Here is a 21124-nt window from a genome sequence, read left to right as displayed (position 1 = left end):
AGGAGTTCATGATGAAGTTAAGTCTTTTAGTCGTTTTATCAATGGCCTTTGCCAGTCCAGCGTTTTCACAGCAGGCAAAACCCATAAAAGAAGCCTCAATGCTGATTGAGAGCGAAAGAAATTCGATTAGTGTATTTCAAAATACGGCAGATTCCGTAGTCAACGTTTCGAACCTGAGAAAGACTAAAGGTTTTTTCGATATGGATGCAACCGAAGTTCAGGCCGGAATGGGTTCTGGATTAGTTTGGGATAGTGCCGGTCATATCGTGACGAACTACCATGTTGTTGAAGGCGGAGATGCTTTCATCGTTTCTTTCCGTGAAGATAAAAAACAATACCGCGCGAAGCTTGTTGGTGGTGATCCAAAAAACGATCTCGCTGTTTTAAAGCTTGAAGAAATTCCAAAAAATTTAAAATCAATTCCTCGTGGTGATTCAAAAGGTTTATTAGTAGGACAAAAAGCTCTGGCGATCGGTAACCCTTTAGGACTTGATCACACGTTAACAACTGGATCTGTTTCTGCTCTTGATAGAAAGATTAAAGGTTACGGTGGTGTTTCGATTAATGGAATGATTCAAACGGATGCTTCCATTAACCCGGGTAACTCTGGTGGAGCTTTATTAGACTCACAAGGAAGATTAATTGGGATCAATACAATGATCTTCAATGCCGGTGGATCTCAAGCAAGTGCGGGTCTTGGTTTTGCGATTCCAGTCAACATTGTTAAAGATGTTGTCCCTCAACTTATTCAATACGGAAGAGTGAATCGTCCGGGACTCGGAGTTGCGGTTTTAGAAGAGCAATATGCTGCTCGTTTTGGCCTACAAGAAGGTGTCATGGTGAAGTTTGTTGATCCAAAAGGTCCTGCTTCAAAAGCTGGTCTGCAAGGTATTACGAGAGACCGCCGTGGACAGTATTATATTGGTGACGTGATTGTAGGAATCAATAACGATGAAATTAAATCATATGATGATTTATACTCAACAGTTAATAAATATAAAATTGGCGATAAGATTAAAGTTAAAATCATCCGCGATGGAAAACCTAAACTGGTAGACATCACTCTAGTTCAAATTTAAATATTAAAGTTCTTTTGTAAAAGCCCTGATAGATGCATATCTGCAGGGTTTTTCTTATGAAGGACACCTTCAGAGTCAAGCAGCCAGATCTCATCGACAACATCTTCAACTAAATTTAAATCGTGAGTGCTAAAAAACACTCCCATCTTCTTTTCATGGCTGATGATTTTTAGAATCTTCATCAATTCGATTTTCGAAGGGATATCAAGATATGTTGTAGGTTCATCAAGAAACAAGTAACGAGGCCCTTGGACTAAAGCACGTGCCAGAAGCACTTTTTGTTTTTGCCCATCACTTAGGTCAGAAAAGTATCTGTCGTAGATTGATTCAATCTTTAAGAGCTTAACAACATCATCCATTGTCTGATTATCATTTTCAGATAGCCCACCCCAGAAGTTTGTATGTGGTGATCTGCCTAGTCTTATTAACTCTTCAACTTTTAGAAAGTCTGCCTGGATTTTATCAGTTAAAACCACGGCCATGATTTTTGCCATTTCTAGATTGGAAAATTCATTAACTGCCTTACCGTCGATTTTAAACTCACCACTGATTGGTGGATTAATCGTCGTCATGGTTTTTAAAAAGCAGCTTTTCCCTACTCCATTGATTCCCATTAGAGCAATCAACTTCCCTTCTGCAATTTCGCCTTCTAGGTTTGAGAGAACTACTTTGTTGTTAAAACCTACTGAAAGGTTTTTAAATTCAATCACAGCATTCTCCTTTCTTTATACAAGTAGATTGCAATTAAAGGAGCTCCAATTAATCCGAGAATCGAATTGGTTGTCAGCGAGTATGGACTTGTGATGATTAAGATGAGTTCTGTAAATAATGCGAGAATACTTCCCACTAGAAAGACCGCTGGCATAACTAAGCTGATATCACTTCTTTTAATAAATGATCTCGCGATATGAGGAGCGATGATTCCAATGAAACCAATTGGCCCACAATAAGCTGTTACAATCGCAACCAGGTATGAGCAAATTAAAATCAAGATGATTTTAAAGGTGCGAACATTGACTCCCATGCTTTTTGCGTAATTTTCACCAATGATAAATTGATTTAATTTCTTAGGAAGAAATAACATTGAAACTAGGCCAATCGAGGCCAGTGTTACAAACAATGGAAGTTCAACAATCGTTAAGCCCTGAAAGCTTCCCATCGACCAAACTAAAAAATTTTTTACTTGCAGACTTGGAGTCATACTTACGAGGATGCTTATGAAACTTGAAGTAAAATTCGCAATTAGTAATCCTAAGATTAGTAAACTGATGCGGCTTAAGTTCTTTTGAACTAAAAATCCTAAAATTAAAAAAACAGCAAGTGCACCCAACATCGCCATGACTGGTTGGCTGATTTCAACTAAACCAGCAGGGATAAAACTTGCTCCCATAATGGCAATGGCCACACCTAAACACGAACCAGCATTAATCCCTAAAAGATCTGGGCCGGCTAATGGGTTTTGGAAAAAGACTTGTAACAAAAGTCCAGATGAAGCAAGCATTCCGCCGGCCATGATTGCGACAATTATTTTAGGAAAACGAAGCTGCCATAAAACGACTTCATTGCTTAAAGTGAATCCAGCATCGCCATAAGCAAACAGAACCAGCGACAGTAGCCCTGTTATCAATAAAAAACTAAATATCGTAATTAATGGTCTCATTTTAATTCTTTATACCAAACTAGCTTCGGGTTGAGGTTTTTTTCTGGATGAAAAATACTATAGAGATCCTTTAATAAAAGATCGGGTCTTGAGAGACCTGTTTCCCAGTAGTCGTTAAATCCAGCAGCATTGAGCAATTTGTTATTATTATAAACTGAAATCTTACTAAAACGATTATATCTTGGGTCAGCTGTGATCTTAGTCTTATTTTCCCAGGTATTTTGTGAAAGCCAGATCTGTGGGACTTCTTTCATGGAAAGGACATTTTCTAGAGGAAAGTATTGAGTCTCGGGATTTTTGCGGTCTAATAAAAGAGTTCCGCCGGCATCATTGATTAAGATGGCCAGGTCACTAAGCCCACCACACGTTGCCCACTTTCCATTTTGAATGTCACCAACCAGGATGACTGGTTTGGTTTTCTTGATTTCATTTTTTATTTTTAAGTAATTAACTTCGATATCTTTAAAGATCTTTTGAGCTTCCAGGTCTTTTGAAAAAAATAATGCTGAAAAAACAATCCACTCTGCTCTTGCTAATGGATGCTGCTCTTGAAAGTCGCGGTTAAGAACGATCGGGATCTGAAGTTGTCTTAAATCATTAAGTCTTTTCTCAGAAGAGATGTTCGCAGCATAGGCCATCACCAGATCGGCCTTAAGAGAGATAAGCTCTTCAGGATTCATCTGATAATTAATATTTCTGATATTTTGAGCACGAAGAGTCGGATCAAAAATATAATTTACTCCCTGAAAACCAATTAATGTTTTTTCCAGAGAGAAGACTTTTAAAAAAGGAATATGAGTGGTCGAAGTTGCGACAAAGCGCTCAACCTTAGAAGACATAACTGGAAGTTTCGTCGTACAACTAAGTTTTTTATCAGTCACAATAAAATGATCATTAACAGAATCAACAATTTTAAAATCTTTATAATACTTAATAAAAAAGAGTTTAGCGTAACGAGGTTTATACTCACTCATGGGTTTTTGAGATTCACAATCAAGCGCCATTGCTGTCATCGTCGTGAATAAACCCAAAATAAGTAAAATTGATTTCATCTAAAAAGTCTAAGCGCCCTCATTTTTATTGTAAAGCTTCATACTTTCCCTATAATAGGTTCAAGATAAAAATCTAGTGAAGTTGGTGAGATTCCAACGCTGTCCCGCAACGGTAAAGCCCGATCCATTTTTATCTCTTATTTACCCCGAGGAGGAATCATGCTTGAAAAGAATCTCACGCACCTGGCCCTTATTGCCTTAACTCTTACCACTCATTCAATTGCTCACGCCGATGACTCAACAATCATAGTTACGGCCGATAGAATTAAGAGCTCTCTGGATAAATCCCCTTCTGATATTAAAGTTTTTGAAACAGAAGAAATTTCTAAAGCGACATCAATTGCTGACTTACTCAGCACTCAATCAGACATAAAGGTGGCCCAATCAGGACCACTCGGCGCCAATACAAGTTTATTTCTTAGAGGGAGTGATTCATCTCACACTCTAGTGATCATTGATGGAATTATCATGAATGATCCAAGTAATCCAAATCGCCAGTTTGACCTGGGACGATTGAGTCTTAACAATGTTGAGCGCATTGAAATTTTAAAAGGCTCTCAAGGGTTGTTATACGGGTCTAATGCTATTGGAGGAGTGATCCTGATCACTTCTAAAAAAGGGCAGAATAATTTTTCTGGATCAGCACTAGTTGATTATGGAACATTCGATACTTTCAGCAGCGCTGTAAACGTCCAGAAAAAAGTAAACAATACGGCAATGAGTTTTGGTATTGATCATTTAAAGACCAAAGGATTTTCTGCAGCGAATGTTAATGTTAATCCAAATGCTGATGATGACGGACAAAAACTGACGACAGTTAGTGCAGGATTAAATCAAGGCCTTGGTGAAAAAAGTGAAGTGGTTCTTAATTACCGTGGTGTATTTGATGAGGCCGATCTGGATAAAGGTGGTGGAGCTGGACAAGATGATCCTAATGACTCACAAAACTCAGAAGAGCATTACCTAAAAGCAGGTTACAATTACAATTGGTCGGAGGGTGAAACACAACTAAGCCTTACAAGAAGTACGCATCATAGAACATTAAGAGTTCTTCCTGATACCGCCAATCCTGCTTCTTCTGCTGTAACTTCTAAAGGTGATATCAACGCAGTTGCGATTAATCACACTCAATACACGACAGACAGACTGACTCAAAATATAAATCTGGATTATCAACACGAAGAAGATCAACTTAAAAACTCTAACGAGAACACCAGTTTGTTTTTATATAACAGGTATGAAGTTGATACTAATATTTACAACCTGGGTGTCAGAGTCGATAGCAATCAATCTTTCGGTGAACACTTAACTTATAAAGCGGCCTACTTACATAACTTCGACCCTGCTCTACTAAAGATGAGTTATTCTACGGGATTTCGCGCTCCAAGTTTAAATCAATTATATGACCCGACTTATGGAAATAAAAATCTTACCCCTGAAGAAAGCCAGTCAGCTGAAGTTGGTTTTGAAATCCCATTTGTTATTCATGTGAATACAGCGACACTTTTCTATACTGAAATCGATAATCGCCTAAGTTATGATCCAGTCACTTTCGTTAATCAAAACCGCGGCAGAGCTCGCATTATTGGTTTTGAAAACGTTTTCGATACGACTCTTTCTCCTGATATGAATTTAGGAATCGCAACCACATGGATGAGTGCTCGTGACTTAACAGCAAAACAAAAGCTCGCACGCCGTCCGAACTTCAATGCCAAAGTAATCTTCAATTACAAACAAGAAAAGCACGCAGTGACTGTTGAAGGAGATTTCACAGGAAAAAGACCTGACGTCGACAATCTTGGAAACACTGTAAGCTTGGGTTCAAATATCGTCTTCAACATGAATTACAGTTACAACTTCACTGAGAAGTTTTCATCGTATGCAAAAATCAGAAATATATTGAATAAGGATTATGAAGATATTTATGGTTATGGGACGGGTGGCAGATCTGCCACCCTTGGTCTCAAATATATCTTTTAATTAAGTCATGTTCGGGTCCATTGCATCTCTCACGCCCTGACCGATAAGGTTCAGAAGTGTTAGTACAATGAACAATGCAAGCGACGGGTAAAATGCCAGCCACCAAGCGATCGTGTAGTTCTTTTGTGCTTGAGCTAGAAGCTCTCCCCAACTTGGTGTTGGAACCTGTAAACCAAAACCCAGGTAATCAAGAGCAGCAAGGCCCACGATTTCTGCTGCAATTGTAAAAGGTGCAAACGTAATAATTGGTGTCAGTGAGTTTGGAAGGATGTGCTTAAAAATAATCTTGAAGTTTGAAGCTCCAAGAGATCTCGCGGCCTCAACGAATTCACGATTTCTATTCTTTAAAAACTCTCCGCGGATATAATACGAAATCCCGATCCATGCAAAGATACATGAAATCATGACTAGCATAAAAAGCGACGGCGAAAAGATAGAGATTAAAATAATCAATAAGAAGAACTGTGGAACTGTACTCAGGACTTCAACAATTCTTTGTCCAACAAAGTCGACCTTCCCACCGAAGTATCCCATTGTCCCACCTAGAATTGTTCCAATAACTAGTGAGATAAACCAAACGGCAACAGCGTAAGTGATACTGTATTTGAATCCATAAAGAAGTCTTGTGAAAACATCTCTTCCACGGTCATCAGTCCCAAAGTAATTTGTTTCACTTGGTGGTGATGGGTACGACTCTACTTTTGAGTTACTTTCAAACGGATCCCATTGAACGATTGGCCATAGAGAGTAGTCTCCCTTGTCCATTTTTAGTTCTCTGAAATTCACATCGATTGTATCTGTGATGCCAAAATCTTCGGCAGAGTATTCTTTAAACATCGGGAAATAACTAACTCCATGGTACTTCACGTACAACGGTTTGCTGTTAGCTAAAAATGGTGAAAGAAAAGTAGCGCAGATAAGTATGAAAAGAATCACTGAAGAATAAACTGCAGTTTTACTTTTTCTAAAAATTTTCCAACGTTTACGACTTAACTCGTTTTTTAATAATCGTTCTATCATTTGAAATCAATCCTTGGGTCAACAGCAACATAGGCAAGATCGCTCAGTAAATTTCCAAGCAGCATCAGTACACTTTGAATAAAAATCAATCCCATAATGACGTTGTAGTCCCTTTGAAGAATTGATTTGTAACTAAGAAGACCGATTCCATCTAACTGGAAAATACTTTCTAATAGAAGTGATCCGGCGAAGAATACTGAAAGAAATCCACCGATACCAGTAACGATCGGGATAAGGGCATTTCTAAGAGCATGTTTCAAATAAATCATTTTCTCAGGAACACCTTTTGCTCTAGCTGTACGAATGTAGTCTCTTTTAATTTCATCTAAAAGAGAGTTCTTCATAAGCATAGTTAAAACGGTAAATGATCCGATCATATAACAAATTAATGGCAGGATAAAATGGTGAACGCGATCTACGATTTTTCCCCAAAGAGTCAGGTCGTAATAATTGTCTGAATATAACTCTCCCATCGGAAACCAGTTGAAGAAACTTCCACCGGCGAAATAAACGATGAGGAGAATGGCGAGCATGAATCCAGGAATTGAATAAAACACAAACAATAGGAAGCTTGAGACGTAGTCGAAGGCTGTTCCATGTTTAACTGCTTTTAAAACACCCAGGACCACACAAACCAGATAGGACATGATTAGTGAGATAACCCCGAACTGTATAGACACCGGGAATTTGCTGGTAATAACGTCGAGAACCGGTTCTTCATAAGTGAAACTTTCACCGAAATCTAAACGTGAAATATTCTTTAACCAGATCCAGTAACGAACGTGAACGGGTTTATCGAAGCCGTATTGTTTCTTAAGCGCTTCAATAACTTCCTGACTAACACCGCTACTTTTATTGTTGCCGCCTGCACCTTCATGACCCATTCCACCGAATTTCATTTGCTGAATTCGTTGTTCAATAGGACTTCCAGGAGCAAGGTTAATGATTGCGAAAGTTACGATCGTGACCCCAAGCAAAGTTGGGATCATGATCAATATTCTTTTTAAGATATAAGTAAACAAGCAGAACCTCTAATTATTTTGAAAGCCACCAGTATTCTGAACCAACACCATATGTGTATGTATCTTTTTCTCTACCTACACGATTTGAGTGAGCATAGAATCTATACTTTCCGTTAAATAAAAAGATGTATGGAACGTCAGCTGCGATTGTTCTGTAAACTTCGCGAAGCTTTGTGATTCTTGTTTTTTTGTCCATGATGACACGAGATTCATCAATTAACTTATCTACTTTTGGATTGCTGTAACCAACAAAGTTTGAACCTGAGTTCTTGATAGAATCAGAGTGCCAGATTTGTTTTGGATCCCAGTCAACATCTCCGCCACCCCATGCAAGGCGAACAGCTTCGAATTTTCTTTCATCAAGAAGTTTAATGAATGCGTTCCACTCAATAACTTTTACCTGAACATCAACTCCGGCCTTTTTAGCGTCTTCCTGGAAAGTCGTTAAGTATTTTACGAAATCCGGAAGTGGCTCAAGGATTGTGAAACTAAGTTTTACTTTTTTACCATCAATCATTTTATCAAGGATTTTATCCCCATCTGTATCTTTCCATCCGTCATCATTTAATTTCTTAAGTGCTGCTTTTGGATCGAAGGCAATTGGCTTCACTGATTGGTCAGCGTAATCACTTTGTAAGTAAAGTGGACCTGTAGCTGGAATAGATAGACCAAAAAGAAGTTTTTTGATCATCTTCTCTCTGTCGAATAATTGAACAAGTGCTTCTCTTGTTTTAACAGATTTAAAAATTGGGTTTGTCAGGTTGAAACCTACGAAAGCAAATCCACCTGGCTGCTTATTTTCAGTCTTCACTTTATGAACAGTCTTTCCCCATTTAGGTCCAACAGCTTTTTGAACATATTCATCTGGCTGAAGACCAAGATAATCGATATCGCCATTTTCAAGTGAACGAATAGCAATCGTTGGGTCCTGGATAAATCTCATAGTGATAGTGCTAAAGTTATACTTCCCTTTGTTTAGTGGAAGAGTTCTTCCCCACCAATTCGGGTTAGCAACTAATACAATTCTTTTTGCACGGTCGAATTCTTTTAACATGTATGGACCAGTTCCAACTAATGTTCTGTTAAGAATTTTTTCCTGCTCTTTAGAAGGATTTGCATATAAATGCTTTGGAACAACTGTCAGACCTGCCACAACTGTAAAGTTGTCGAAGTAAGGAGTTCCAACTGTGAATCTGATCTTGTTAGGTCCAACAACTTCTGCCGACTTAATGTTTTCATAGTAAGGCTTTAAGTGAGCTGTTTTGTATTTATCTTTTGGATCGACGATCGCATCGAAAGAAAACTTAACGTCTTCGATTGTTAATGGTTTACCATCGTGCCACTTCACTCCATCTCTCAAAGTGAATTCAAAAGTTTTTCCGTCTTTAGAAATTGTCCATTCTTTTGCAAGAGCAGGTTCCCATTCTCTCGTATCAAGATTTCTTGTCAGAAGAGAATCCATAATCATGGTCTGAACTTGAGTTGCGTAAGCATCTGTAGAAGACAACGCATTCAGAGTTGTTGGGGCCTGATCGATGTTGATTTTAAAATCTCCACCAATTGGAGCTGTTGGGTTTCCAATCGCCATGGCCGCATTCATTGCACCAAGGAGAATTGAAAGAGTAATAATACACTTTTTCATAGTATTTCCGCCTTTTAAAAAATTAATACAGCTTAGAATAGAAGTACCCTGAGTTCAATTATTTTTTGAAGTACAGGTTGGAGTCCAGAGACCATCTGTCGAGTGTAAGATTCTCATCTTTAAGCTTATATTGTTCAAGCTTTTGATCGATCTCGTCGCGGCGGCGTTCTAAATCTTTATAAGACCTTAGGGAGAATGTTTTATCTTCGTCCAGAGCATGGACTTCTTTTTGCCATTCTTGTTCTAACTTGTCGCGGAGTGTCTGATAGCGTGCATTGATCGCTCCGACTCTGTCCATGTGGGCCTGAATTTCTTTATTTTTTAGTTCCATCTGACCTTGGACTGCCATGCGTTTTTTGATAAGTATACCAACCACTTCACGGCCCATCTTCACATTATTTAAAAGGTCTTCACTGAAGAATTTAAAATAGGCACCTGTCGTAAAATATAAACTGCGTTCACAGAATTTCATGTCGGGAACTTTTAATAGAATATAATCAGCAGTTCTGCCGATCACGTAACTCTTGCATTTTTTGGTATCGTTTTTTTCATCCCAGAATTCAATCTTGTCTTTCACGTTGATGTACTTCACGTTATCGAAATCCACTTTCACGCGAACGACTGAAATATCATTATTGATTTTTGAAATGCGACCGGAAAAAAATCCGTCTTCTGATAATGCAGCAAACGCGCTGGTTGATAATAACCAGATTGTAAGCGGCAGGATTTTGAAAATAGTTTTCATAATCCTATTATCAGGAGTCTTTGGATTTTCGTCTATGAGGAAGATTATACTTGAGTTTACTGCTTAAGTTTTAACAAGAAATAATTTGACTGGTCTTCTGCCTGGTAAAGCAGAACTTCAAATTGTCCAAGCGACGCCATAACGTCTTTAAGCTGGTGCGGGTCTTTCAGAACAACCAGGCCATTTTTATTCTTTAGGTTTTTAAGAATTTCGCGGTCGCGGTTTAGGTCATCACTGAAAACGATATTTGTTTTCGCCCCTAGTTTCTTAGATGTCTTTAATCCCTTCGTCGTTAGAAGCGATGTAGAGAATTCATCCATTTTGCCAGTTGAGAAATATGAAAGGTCTGATGTATTTTCCGGAACGTGGTTGAGAACTTCATTCCAAAACAAAGCGGTAGCATCTCTTCTATCAACAGTCGTCGTATCTGCAGCTTTTGGGCTTCTAGAGTTTTTAATTCCAGACAGCGCTTCATACCTTCCCGCAGGAATGGCCTTTCTCGTTTGCGATGAAAGTGCAAAAGGAATAGAGAGTACGAAAAAAAATGCGATGATGTTAACTGTCTGTTTCATTTGTTTGTTCTTTAAGTAGCCCCATCTCTACGTCGATATATAAGTTTAGTGTTTCGAAAAGTTTTTCCAGTTCTCTAACATAAGAATGCACTTTATCTTCCATACGATTAGGCATGTCCTGTGTATGGTTCAAGTACCAGCGCATTTCATCGACGAGACTGTAAAACTGATCCAGTCCTGCGATAACTTCCTGTCCACATAACATCAGGTCTCTAATCGTTGATGATTCATAACGATTATTGAACACTGCTGGAAAATGGTCTCTGGAGCGCTTAAGTGAAAATTCGTACATGTATTCTGGAGATCGGTATTTGATTCGCTCAAATAATCTTTTGGCATCAAGCTTTAGTAGCATGAGCATACGTTGCGTTTCTTCACTAATTTTTATCTTCATAGAGTCATTATAATTCTTAGTTTGAATTTGTCATAGACGGTAATTTCGATCTTCTTCCACCTGGCCATTCCACCGTGGGAGCTGCATTCCTGTCTTTGTAAAATTCTACTGCCACTGTCATTGCCACTTGCTTGATGTTCAGTGGAAGCTGAAAGTAACGATAAACGTTTTTCTGTTCAAACTTCAAAGCGTTTTCTATCTCAGAAAACGAACTCACATCATAGACCATAACTTTACCAGAGGCCATGGCACTATCAAGAAAATTTTTGCGAATTTCTTTGAAGGCAAACGCAGATGCAAAATCGTTTCTCACTACTATTACATGGCTCTTTTTACCTTTATCAATGCCTTGAAGGTCTTGAGCTTCAATGGGTAATAAACTTATATTAATCTTAGCTAGTACTTCTGCTAATACATAATACGTATTATCCAGCTCAGCTTTGGTTTGTAGGTAAAAAAGATAATTTATTGTTGGGTTGTTGTTTTCACTCATGCCATTTTTATCGGCATTTCCCAATTAAAAATTACTTTTTAATACCTGACAAAAACTTTTTGGCGTCTGGATTTTTCCAGCTTTCCAATCGCTGCAATGAACATCATTCCAACTATCAGAGATCCCAGGAAATTCGCCATTGCTCCACCTGATCCACCCGAGTTTTTCGATATGTCTTCAATCGATCCACAAGCTGCTACTTTCTTTTCTGAAGCTGCTAAAGGTGAAACATAGCCTGTGGCCTGTCTGTTTATAGTCTCATCCATCAAGGCGTTCATTCCCTGAATATCATCAGACTGCAGTCTTGAAACTGATCCCAAGCTTGCGGCCATAACTGCGCCACTATCTGAAGAGTGATCTAAACCAATTGTATGTCCAATTTCATGTAAAATTGTTGTTCTTAAACTGTTGGCATAGTTTTGACGAAGATAACTAATGCTTCCGTTCAAAATAATAACTGTCGATTGAAAGAAAGTTCCCTGATTATATCTAATAGTGATGGCCAGAGTTCTTGAAGGATCGTATCCCGTCTCAGTTCCGAAATTATCAGACCAGCGGATATAATTTCCTGAATAACTTGATGTATTTTGAACTGCACTCATTTCCCAAATATCTTTACCAACAGCACTTTCCCATTCAGCAACCGCTGAGTTGGCAAGACTTTCAAGCATCGCTGAATCACTTGCAACAGCAGCGAATTTGTTCATTTTAATTGGGAAACTTGCCCAATAAAAACCATTTTTAAAGTCTGATGTGAATGAATATGCTTCCGCTTTTGAAATAAGAGTTGTGACGAAGAAAATGGCCATTAGCGAGAGGGGGAGAATACTAATGGCCAATTTTTTTGTGTGCTTCATTTTACTTCCTTGTAAAAATATTCACTATTAACTTCTTCCCATCCTTGGAAAGATTTTAAAAGAATTTATAGTTTTGAAAATACAGTTGCCGAACATAACCAGACATCATTTGCTTCGAGTGTATAAATCTCTCCGCTCTTGAATTGTACTGGCCCGTCTTTAGCGACCTGGATCTTCTTGGAGATTATGTTATCTCCTTTCAATGTCTGTATAATTTGGAAATCAACTTCGACTTTGGGTACTAATGCTTTTGAATCAACTTCTTCTACATTAGTTACAGTAGCGATATATTTTTCAGGACAAGAAAGATTAAAAGCCGTCATTGATTGTGCTTCCTGCACCCCTATGATGGTAAATCCTAAACCAAAAATCATGACCATCCCTAGTCTAGTAATTTGCTTCATCCTAAAGCTCCCGATTTAAATATTCTTCCTTGAGGTAACCGTACTTGGTTGGAAATCTTCCTGATCTCCTACTTAGATACATTGCACTCTTAATGCCAAGACCGCCAAAATTGTAACACCTTGATAGCCAGAATCAAGCCTCAAGTCCTAGTGACGAAAGGACACTTAAACCGACCTTTTAGGTGTCAAAAGAAAATGTCAGATTCAAATTTTTGACCTCATTACTTTTTTACACGGGCTATGAGGCACTTATACAAGCAGATAACACTCAAGATTTTTTAATTAATAACCGACTAATACGGTATGAAAACAATCACAAAAATTGCTTTAGTCGGTTTATTCAGTTTTACAACATTCCAAGCGATGTCTAGGGAATATGTAAATGAAATTGGAATATACACCAAAGATGAATTCATTCTTCGCCAACCAGCTCAGACAGCGGAGATCATGGATCAGTTTCAGAAAGAAGCTCCTGAGAAAAACATCATCATCTATATACACGGCCGTGGACGTGCAATTGACGAGAAGTGGGACACCCTAAAACCATTAGAAGATACATACAACGCTAAGATAATTATGTTTCACTGGCAGTCGTGGTCATCTATGACATCGAGACCTACTGATAAGGCCTCGGATGCGATTGATGAGCTCGCTGAAGTCTTTAAACAAATTAAAGATTATAAAGAAGCAAATCCGGAAATCTTTCAACATAAAAAGATCTCTCTGCTAACTCACAGTATGGGAAATGTCGTGTTCCGTGATTATGTTGAAAAACATTATAAACATGATCTTAATGATGCTGCCGGACACCCTCTCTTTAATACCTGGGTTTCAGTTGGAGCAGACGTCGGCCTTACTGATCACAAAGATTGGGTAGCTGCTATTGATTTCGTTGGAAAAAAATACATTACAATGAATGATGGAGACTTCGTATTGAGATCATCTTATATGCTAGATCTCAAAGCTCTTAAACCACAATACTACAAACTTGGACTTGGTTTTAGAGACCTGCACTTAACAAAAAAAACCATTGCTAAGTACACTTCGCCAGATACAACCTATATTGATCTCTCGAAATCTCTTAGTACACACCATAGATATTTTGATTCAAAAACAGTTCTTATGTATAAAGTCTTCAATCCGATTTTAAATGGTGAAGACTTTAAACCAGAATACTTAGGTGTAAAATTTAAAGAGTTTAACGGGAATATGTTTTACGTGAACGACTAGTAGGCCGTTTTTTTGTAAACAGTCTTAGTTGTCGTTAGGACTTTATCATACCAGTTATAGATCGTGCCCAACTCTTGAAGATCACCAGTTGTTGTTGACGTGTATTTATTCACGGCCCTAACTGGAAGTAAGAACTTTGGAATCCCTGGGTCTCTTTTGTATGTAACCTTTGCTTCAAGTACAAGAACGTCACCTTCGAAAATTCCTCTACCATAGGCCGTCACATCGTTGTCGTCCTGGACAACCGTGAAAACGTTATCTAGAAGCAATGTATGAGTTAATGGACGGGATAAAACAGAAACCTCATCACAACCTCTTTGAGCGAGCACTACGCTCTCTCCATTCTTATCTTGATAAGTTCCACTTAAATCAGGGCATGCAAAAGCTTGAGCTGATAATAGAGCCCCAAAAATTAATACTAGTTTTTTCATTATTTTACTCTTCTGTAAGTTATAAATTCAGTGGCAAGCACTGAACCATCTTCCTTGAATGGAATGATTTTTTCTACGAGATTATTAAACTTGTCGACTCTATAAGAAGTCAACCAACGAACAGGAAGATCGAAATCATTGTGTCCACCCCAATCCATGCGGATGTCGACAACCAACTCTTCTACCGTATATGAAACTTTTGCATAAGCAGTAGTACTGCCTTCGCTTTCTAAAACTCTCTCAACATTATCTGCGATCAGAGTTGTTGAACCATCTTCATCAGACCATGTTGTATCAACGCAACCATTTTGAGTAATGGTACGAACCAACTCAGAATCTGCATCAAAAAATTTCCCGGTAATATTTGGACAAGCAAATGCATTTATTGAAAAGGCTAAGGCAACTAATGTGAAGATCGCTTTCATTTTATTCCGCTACTTTTAAACTCATCTCTTTACGAAACGACGTTAAACTAATTGAAGAAATTTCAATCAGGCAGTAGATGATAGCAATACAAAGAACAGAACTTAAAACGATTTCCATAGATCAACTCCTTGACGCTGCGTACACGATCCTGGTGTACAATTCTATGAACTTTTTTATTTAAGAATATTTAATCACTGGTGTAGTGAGCGTGACAAACAAAAAGGGCCCCGAAGGGCCAAATTGTAAGAGAAAGATAAGTTTTCTTATAGTTTTGAGTAAGAATCTGTCAAAGAGTAGATAACTTGATTTTGCGAGTTATAAACTGACATTACAGCAACGACGTCACCCGAATTACTTTTTGTGTACACCATTGAAAAACGTTTCGCGATATATTCAGATGGCATCTCTGGTGGAGCTGGTTGTTTGTATTCAAACTTTCCTTCAAGATTTAACGTTGCACCAACGAATGCAGCAGATGTTAAAATTCTTACGTCAGCATCGTCTTGTAACACTCTAAATTGTCCGTCTGTGATAATCGTTCCAGTACCCTCAACGTTTGAGAAAGTTACGCTTGTGCAACCTGATTGTTGAATTTGTGTTTGCACGCCTTCACCATTTCTATAATTTCCAGAAAAGTCAGTGCATGCCATAGCAGCAGATGCAAACATTGAAAAACAAAGTACAAGTAGTAGCTTCATGAGTTCCTCCAATTTATTTATTAAATAAATTTAATCACCCAGAAGCTGCGTATGACAATTTAAATTAAACTTTAGAAAACATTTGTGTTGCAGATTTTAGAAGACAAAAAAAAGGAGACCATTACTGGTCTCCTTTTTTATACGAATGCTTGAATTTACTTCTGCGAACGTGGACTGCGAATGAATTACATCATTCCGCCCATGCCTCCCATTCCACCCATTCCGCCGCCACCCATTGCTGGAGCGTCAGACTTGATGTCAGCGATCATAGTTTCAGTTGTAAGCATTAAGCCAGCAACTGATGATGCGTTTTGAAGTGCTGAACGAACAACTTTAGTTGGATCGATAATACCAGCAGCAACAAGGTTTTCGAATTTTTCATCGCGAGCGTTGAAACCGAAGTTAGGATCTTTGTTAGCTTTAACTTCGTTAACAACAACTGATCCTTCAAGACCTGCGTTTGTAGCGATTTGTCTTAGAGGTTCTTCGATTGCTCTCTTGATGATTCTGATACCGAAATTTTCTTCTTCGTTACGTCCCTTAAGGTCGTTTAAAACAACTGAAGCGTGAAGTAGAGCTGATCCACCACCAACAACAATTCCTTCTTCAACAGCAGCGCGAGTTGCATGTAATGCATCTTCAACTCTGTCTTTCTTTTCTTTCATAGCAGTTTCAGTAGGTGCTCCAACTTTAATTACAGCAACTCCACCATCAATTTTTGCTAATCTTTCTTTTAGTTTTTCTTTATCGTAGTCAGAAGTTGTTTCAGCGATTTGTGTTTTGATCGCTCCAACTCTTGCCATGATGTCTGCTTTGTTTCCGTTTCCATCAACAATAGTTGTATTTTCTTTGTCGATTGTTACGCGTTTTGCAGATCCAAGAACTTCAACTCCAGAAGTCTCTAGAGACATTCCTAGTTCTTCAGAAATAACAGTTGCACCAGTTAAGCATGCAATGTCTTTTAACATTTCTTTTCTTCTGTCACCGAATCCAGGAGCTTTTACAGCTGCTACCTGAAGAGTTCCACGAAGTTTGTTAACAACAAGAGTTGTTAGTGCTTCACCGTCAATATCTTCAGCGATGATTAGAAGTTGTCTTCCTGATTGAACAGTTTTTTCCAGTAATGGAAGAAGTTCTTTCATGTTAGAAACTTTCTTTTCAGTGATTAGGATTGAGCAGTTATCGAAAGCAACTTCCATTTTTTCTGGATTGTTTACGAAGTATGGAGATAAGTATCCACGGTCGAATTGCATACCTTTTACTACAGTAAGTTCTGTTTCAGCAGTTTTTGATTCTTCGATTGTGATAACACCGTTGTTTCCAACTTTTGACATTGCTTCTGCAAGAAGTTTCCCGATTTCGATATCGTTGTTTCCTGAGATTGTTCCAATTTGAGCGATCTCTTCAGAAGTCTTAACTTCTTTAGACATTTCTTTAAGTTTAGTAACAACAGCAGCTACAGCTGCATCGATACCACGCTTAAGGTCCATTGGATTGTGACCAGCTGAAACAAGTTTAACACCTTCTTTGTAGATTGCTTGCGCAAGTACAGTTGCAGTTGTTGTTCCGTCCCCAGCATCTTCGTTAGTTTTTTGCGCAACTTCTTTAACCATTTGCGCGCCCATATTTTCGAAGTTGTTTTCTAATTCGATTTCTTTAGCAACAGTCACACCGTCTTTTGTGATGTGTGGAGCACCGAAAGATTTTTGAATAACAACGTTACGACCTTTTGGTCCAAGTGTTACTTTTACAGCGTTCGCCAGAGCGTTTACACCATTAAGAATCAGAGTTCTTGCGTCTTCTGAGTATTTTAATTCCTTAGCCATATATATCTCCTAATAAATTTTGTTTTCTTTGAAATTAGTTAAGAATCCCAAGAATTTCGTCTTCTTTCATAACAAGAACGTCTTTCCCTTCAACTTTCACAGTAGTTCCAGAGTATTTTCCGAAAAGAACAGTATCACCAACTTTTACGTCAAGGCTTCTTAGTGAGCCGTCAGTAAGTCTATATCCAGTTCCAACTGCAAGGATTTTTCCTTGAGACGGCTTTTCTGTATGGCTATCAGGAATGATAATTCCACCAGCTGTTTTTGTTTCTTCATCTAAACGTTGAATGACAACGCGGTCTTGTAATGGCTTTAATTGCATAAACTTCCTCCAATAAAAAATGTACCTACTCAATGTGGTGTCGGACCTCGTTAGTGTCAAGGGTAGCTGGCAAAATATTTTTATAAGATACCGACACGGATTGTTATTTTTGCTTTTTTATGGCGTTGAGAGCAGTATTTTTGGGATTTATTAAATATTTAAATGGGAGAACTCAAATGGTTACAATGACAGGAGTATACGAAGGAGATAAGCATTGCGCGATTACTCACGGCCCATCGGGGAATGTCATCCACACTGACGCCCCTAAGGACAACAATGGGCGCGGCGAGGCCTTCTCCCCTACGGATATGGTGGGCGCAGCTCTAGGAAGCTGCATTCTTACAACAATGGCCATCTACGGCGAAAAAAATGGAATAGATTTAAAGGGGTCTGCCTTTCATGTGACAAAGAAAATGAAAATGGAGCCAAGGCAGATTCATGAACTGGCCGTGGAATTAACGCTACCGGCGAAGTTATCTGCGGAAGAGAGAGCGACTTTAGAAAAAATCGCTCACACCTGTCCGGTTACAAGAAGTTTAAGTTCTGAAATGAATATCCCAGTAGTTTTTCACTACAAGACATTCTAATTATTTCAGATCGTACCAGTTAATCCCGATTCCCATATCAACTTTAAGTGGTACGCGCAGTTCGACAACATTTTCCATACCTGCGCGTACCAGCTCTTTCATCACCGCTAATTCTTCTTCTACGACTTCAAAGATAAGTTCATCGTGTACCTGAAGAAGCATTTTTGATTTCAGATTTTGTTCTGTCATCTGACGGTCGATATTGATCATGGCGATTTTAATAATATCAGCTGCAGTTCCCTGAATAGGACTGTTGATCGCCATTCTTTCTGCTTGAGCTTTAATCGTTCTATTTTGTGAATGGATATCTGGAAGAAATCTTTTTCTTCCGTGGAAAGTTTCTGCGTAACCAGTTTGTTCCGCTTTATCTTTCAGTGTATCCAGGAATGTTTTAATTGAACTAAAGCGCGCAAAGTATTTATCGATATATTGTTTTGCTTCAGTTCTTGAAATCTTTAATGTCGAAGCAAGTCCAAATGAAGACTGTCCGTACATAAGTCCAAAGTTAACTGTTTTTGCCATTGATCGCTCGACGCTCGTCACTTGAGTTACAGGAATGTCCATCACCTCAGAAGCTGTCTGAGTGTGAATATCGACATTGTCCTGGAAGGATTTTAGCATTGTCGGGTCTTCAGAAAAATGAGCAAGAAGGCGAAGTTCTACTTGAGAATAATCGGCCGAAAGCAGAATTTTACCTGGTTTTGCGATGAAGGCCTTTCTCACTTTTTCACCCATAGGACTTCTCACTGGGATGTTTTGAAGGTTCGGGTTTGTTGAAGAAAGTCTTCCAGTTTGCGCCACTGTTAAGTTGAAGTTTGTATGAATTCTTTTTGTTTCAGGATTTACCAGTTCAGGTAGCGCCTTTACATAAGTTGAAAGAATTTTTCCGTATTCACGGTGAGTAAGTAGTAGTCCAGGGACTTCACTTAAATTCATTCCATCTAATTCTTCTAAAACTTCGGCGTCAGTTGAGTAACCTGTTTTTGTTTTTTTAACAGGAGGAAGCTGTAGTTTTTCAAATAAAAGAACTCCTACTTGTTTCGGTGAATTCAGGTTGATTTCTGTTTCAGCAATACGGAAAATCTCTTTTTCAATTCTTTCAATTTCAGTTGATAGTTCAACTTCAAATTCGCGAAGGTAATTGGCGTTAAGAGAAATCCCCTCTTTTTCCATCTTCGCTAAAACCGGAATGATATTTAAATCAATCGAGTTATAAATATCTAAAACTTTCAATGTTTCCATTTTTTCTTTTAGAATTTTTGCAATTACTAGAAGGGCGTAAGCACGCTCTCCATTAGCTTGATTTTCATCTTCACCTGGTTCCATATTCAAGTATTCTTTCATCATGACATCTAGGTCGTGACGAGAGACAGAATCGGTATTGAAGTGAGCAAGACCTACGTCAAATTTCTTTGCTGTAAATCCGATATTATTGACAAGTGAGTAAACGTAATCACGTTTTAAACTCTCCCCTACAATTTCCACTTCAGGGTCATTCCAAAGTTTCTTTAAAGCACTTTCAACTAGATTACTCTCCACCGTGTAAGCGTGAGTGTCGTTGTAAGCAAAATAAATACGCGTGATTTTTCTCGCGTAGATATCGTCAGTGTCATAGCAGTTATGAATTGAAACTTGTTTTGTCGCCAGTGCTTCACTTAAAACTTCATCAAAGTTATGTTCATTCACTTCGATAATTGTCACTGGAGAAGACTTTGTCTGATGAAATAATGGACTATCAATTGGCCCTGCATCAGGAGTTCCATCAACACGTTTATCCATTTCACGGCCCATGTGATGTTGAAAACGCATGTCCTGAAGTTTTGTTAAAATCGTTTTGAAACCTAAGTCTTTTAAGTAATCAGAAAGTTCTTGAGTTGGATAAAAAGAAACGGCCGTTTCTTCTGGCGTATGGCCTAACTCGATTTCCGTATAAATTTGAACTAATTTTTTTGAAAGAATCCCAAGCTCTAAATGCTCAGTAAAAGCTTCAATCGTTTTTTTACCTTTTAGTTTATCAACGTTAGCTACGATGTTATCGAATGTTCCGTATTCTTTTAAAAGTTTTGCAGCACCAACGGCACCGATCCCTTTCATCCCCGGAATGTTATCCGATGTATCTCCAACGATTGATAAGTAATCTACGATCTGCTCAGGTCGAACGCCCATTTTTATTTCAACGTCGTCCGGTGAATAGATTTTATCTTTCATCGTATCGAGAAGTTTTGTATTCCCGTGAACAAATTGCATTAAATCCTTATCACCTGAAGCGATAAAAATTTCGTCAAACTGCTCTTTCCACTGCACACAAGCTGATCCGATAATATCATCGGCTTCGTAGTTATCCATTGAAAAAGTGGGAAGATTCATTTTCTGAATTAACTGATCAATCAGCGCAAACTGAGGAATTAAATCTTCAGGAGGTGCCGTTCTGTTGGCCTTATACTGATCGTAAAGTGTATTTCTAAAAGATCCACCTTTCGTATCTCTTGCAAGAAAAACGTGAGTTGGTCTGTGATCAGATAAAAGTTTCATCAGCATTGTCAGCATTCCATAAACAGCGTTCGTTGGAACACCTTCTGGCGAATGCATAGGACGAATGGCATAGAATGCACGGAATATAAAATTAGAGACGTCGACGATAATCAAACGCTTTTTTGACATAGGTGAATCCTAAAAAAAATAGA

22 protein-coding genes and 1 riboswitch are annotated in these 21124 nt (G+C 38.4%); of the genes, 4 read left to right on the top strand and 18 right to left on the bottom strand.

Features of this window, described 5'->3' with window-relative positions; all coding sequences use genetic code 11:
• The first annotated feature begins 8 nt into the window (after positions 1–8).
• Positions 9–1079: a S1C family serine protease gene (locus SHI21_RS10270; protein ID WP_323576391.1), complete on the top strand. Its 1071-nt coding sequence runs from the start codon at positions 9–11 to the stop codon at positions 1077–1079.
• On the opposite strand, the gene SHI21_RS10265 is transcribed toward SHI21_RS10270, so the two are convergent.
• Genes SHI21_RS10265 through SHI21_RS10255 form a run of 3 tightly spaced genes read right to left on the bottom strand, consistent with a single transcriptional unit; the run spans position 1076 to position 3791 of the window.
• Positions 1076–1789: an ABC transporter ATP-binding protein gene (locus SHI21_RS10265; protein ID WP_323576390.1), complete on the bottom strand. Its 714-nt coding sequence runs from the start codon at positions 1787–1789 to the stop codon at positions 1076–1078. The two genes, SHI21_RS10270 and SHI21_RS10265, sit on opposite strands and share 4 nt — an antisense overlap.
• Positions 1786–2739: a FecCD family ABC transporter permease gene (locus SHI21_RS10260; RefSeq protein ID WP_323576389.1), complete on the bottom strand. Its 954-nt coding sequence runs from the start codon at positions 2737–2739 to the stop codon at positions 1786–1788. The genes SHI21_RS10265 and SHI21_RS10260 overlap by 4 nt, the downstream gene beginning before the upstream one ends.
• Complete coding sequence (locus SHI21_RS10255) at positions 2736–3791, bottom strand: TroA family protein (RefSeq protein WP_323576387.1); 1056 nt, start codon at positions 3789–3791, stop codon at positions 2736–2738. Before SHI21_RS10255 ends, SHI21_RS10260 begins: the two co-directional genes overlap by 4 nt.
• A 63-nt stretch (positions 3792–3854) precedes the next feature.
• Positions 3855–3927: riboswitch (adenosylcobalamin-variant (AdoCbl-variant) riboswitch) on the top strand.
• 23 nt (positions 3928–3950) lie between these two features.
• On the opposite strand from SHI21_RS10255, the gene SHI21_RS10250 reads away from it, so the two are divergent.
• The gene (locus tag SHI21_RS10250) at positions 3951–5771 is read left to right on the top strand and encodes a TonB-dependent receptor domain-containing protein (RefSeq protein ID WP_323576386.1); all 1821 of its coding nucleotides are present in this window, start codon (positions 3951–3953) and stop codon (positions 5769–5771) included.
• On the opposite strand, the gene SHI21_RS10245 is transcribed toward SHI21_RS10250, so the two are convergent.
• From SHI21_RS10245 to SHI21_RS10205, 9 genes are all read right to left on the bottom strand, one after another.
• On the bottom strand, positions 5772–6791 hold the full coding sequence (locus tag SHI21_RS10245; RefSeq protein WP_323576384.1) for an ABC transporter permease subunit: 1020 nt from the start codon (positions 6789–6791) through the stop codon (positions 5772–5774).
• Positions 6788–7780, bottom strand: coding sequence for an ABC transporter permease subunit (locus SHI21_RS10240; RefSeq protein ID WP_323576382.1), 993 nt, complete (start codon positions 7778–7780; stop codon positions 6788–6790). Before SHI21_RS10240 ends, SHI21_RS10245 begins: the two co-directional genes overlap by 4 nt.
• A 46-nt stretch (positions 7781–7826) precedes the next feature.
• On the bottom strand, positions 7827–9455 hold the full coding sequence (locus tag SHI21_RS10235) for an ABC transporter substrate-binding protein (protein WP_323576380.1): 1629 nt from the start codon (positions 9453–9455) through the stop codon (positions 7827–7829).
• A gap of 58 nt (positions 9456–9513) precedes the next feature.
• Positions 9514–10200, bottom strand: a complete 687-nt coding sequence (locus SHI21_RS10230; protein ID WP_323576378.1) for a hypothetical protein — start codon at positions 10198–10200, stop codon at positions 9514–9516.
• Between the two features lie 56 nt (positions 10201–10256).
• Complete coding sequence (locus SHI21_RS10225) at positions 10257–10772, bottom strand: hypothetical protein (protein ID WP_323576376.1); 516 nt, start codon at positions 10770–10772, stop codon at positions 10257–10259.
• The gene (locus SHI21_RS10220; protein ID WP_323576375.1) at positions 10756–11166 is read right to left on the bottom strand and encodes a hypothetical protein; all 411 of its coding nucleotides are present in this window, start codon (positions 11164–11166) and stop codon (positions 10756–10758) included. The genes SHI21_RS10225 and SHI21_RS10220 overlap by 17 nt, the downstream gene beginning before the upstream one ends.
• A gap of 16 nt (positions 11167–11182) precedes the next feature.
• Positions 11183–11659, bottom strand: a complete 477-nt coding sequence (locus tag SHI21_RS10215) for a hypothetical protein (protein WP_323576373.1) — start codon at positions 11657–11659, stop codon at positions 11183–11185.
• Between the two features lie 38 nt (positions 11660–11697).
• Positions 11698–12516: a matrixin family metalloprotease gene (locus SHI21_RS10210; protein ID WP_323576370.1), complete on the bottom strand. Its 819-nt coding sequence runs from the start codon at positions 12514–12516 to the stop codon at positions 11698–11700.
• Between the two features lie 65 nt (positions 12517–12581).
• Complete coding sequence (locus tag SHI21_RS10205; protein WP_323576369.1) at positions 12582–12920, bottom strand: hypothetical protein; 339 nt, start codon at positions 12918–12920, stop codon at positions 12582–12584.
• Positions 12921–13223: 303 nt separating this feature from the next.
• Between SHI21_RS10205 and SHI21_RS10200 the strand changes: the two genes are divergently transcribed.
• On the top strand, positions 13224–14150 hold the full coding sequence (locus SHI21_RS10200) for an alpha/beta hydrolase (protein WP_323576367.1): 927 nt from the start codon (positions 13224–13226) through the stop codon (positions 14148–14150).
• On the opposite strand, the gene SHI21_RS10195 is transcribed toward SHI21_RS10200, so the two are convergent.
• The 5 genes from SHI21_RS10195 to SHI21_RS10175 form a co-directional block, all read right to left on the bottom strand.
• Positions 14147–14581 carry a hypothetical protein gene (locus tag SHI21_RS10195; RefSeq protein ID WP_323576365.1) on the bottom strand — a complete coding sequence of 145 codons (435 nt, stop codon included), beginning with the start codon at positions 14579–14581 and terminating at the stop codon, positions 14147–14149. The two genes, SHI21_RS10200 and SHI21_RS10195, sit on opposite strands and share 4 nt — an antisense overlap.
• Positions 14581–15006: a hypothetical protein gene (locus SHI21_RS10190; protein ID WP_323576363.1), complete on the bottom strand. Its 426-nt coding sequence runs from the start codon at positions 15004–15006 to the stop codon at positions 14581–14583. Before SHI21_RS10190 ends, SHI21_RS10195 begins: the two co-directional genes overlap by 1 nt.
• 264 nt (positions 15007–15270) lie before the next feature.
• Positions 15271–15705, bottom strand: coding sequence for a hypothetical protein (locus SHI21_RS10185; RefSeq protein ID WP_323576361.1), 435 nt, complete (start codon positions 15703–15705; stop codon positions 15271–15273).
• A gap of 185 nt (positions 15706–15890) precedes the next feature.
• Positions 15891–17531: a chaperonin GroEL gene (groL, locus tag SHI21_RS10180; protein WP_323576359.1), complete on the bottom strand. Its 1641-nt coding sequence runs from the start codon at positions 17529–17531 to the stop codon at positions 15891–15893.
• A gap of 34 nt (positions 17532–17565) precedes the next feature.
• A complete protein-coding gene (locus tag SHI21_RS10175) occupies positions 17566–17853 on the bottom strand; it encodes a co-chaperone GroES (protein WP_323576357.1) in 288 nt (95 codons plus the stop codon).
• Positions 17854–18029: 176 nt separating this feature from the next.
• Between SHI21_RS10175 and SHI21_RS10170 the strand changes: the two genes are divergently transcribed.
• Entirely contained in the window at positions 18030–18440 is a 411-nt protein-coding gene (locus SHI21_RS10170) for an OsmC family protein (RefSeq protein WP_323576355.1), read from the top strand.
• Here SHI21_RS10170 and polA read toward each other — a convergent pair whose 3' ends face one another.
• Complete coding sequence (polA, locus tag SHI21_RS10165) at positions 18441–21101, bottom strand: DNA polymerase I (protein WP_323576352.1); 2661 nt, start codon at positions 21099–21101, stop codon at positions 18441–18443. It lies immediately after the preceding gene.
• Between the last annotated feature and the right edge of the window lie 23 nt (positions 21102–21124).

The sequence above is a fragment of the Bacteriovorax sp. PP10 genome, assembly GCF_035013165.1.
GTDB lineage: Bacteria > Bdellovibrionota > Bacteriovoracia > Bacteriovoracales > Bacteriovoracaceae > Bacteriovorax > Bacteriovorax antarcticus.
Note: the sequence above shows the minus strand (reverse complement) of the source record. Positions and strands in the feature narration are given on the sequence as shown.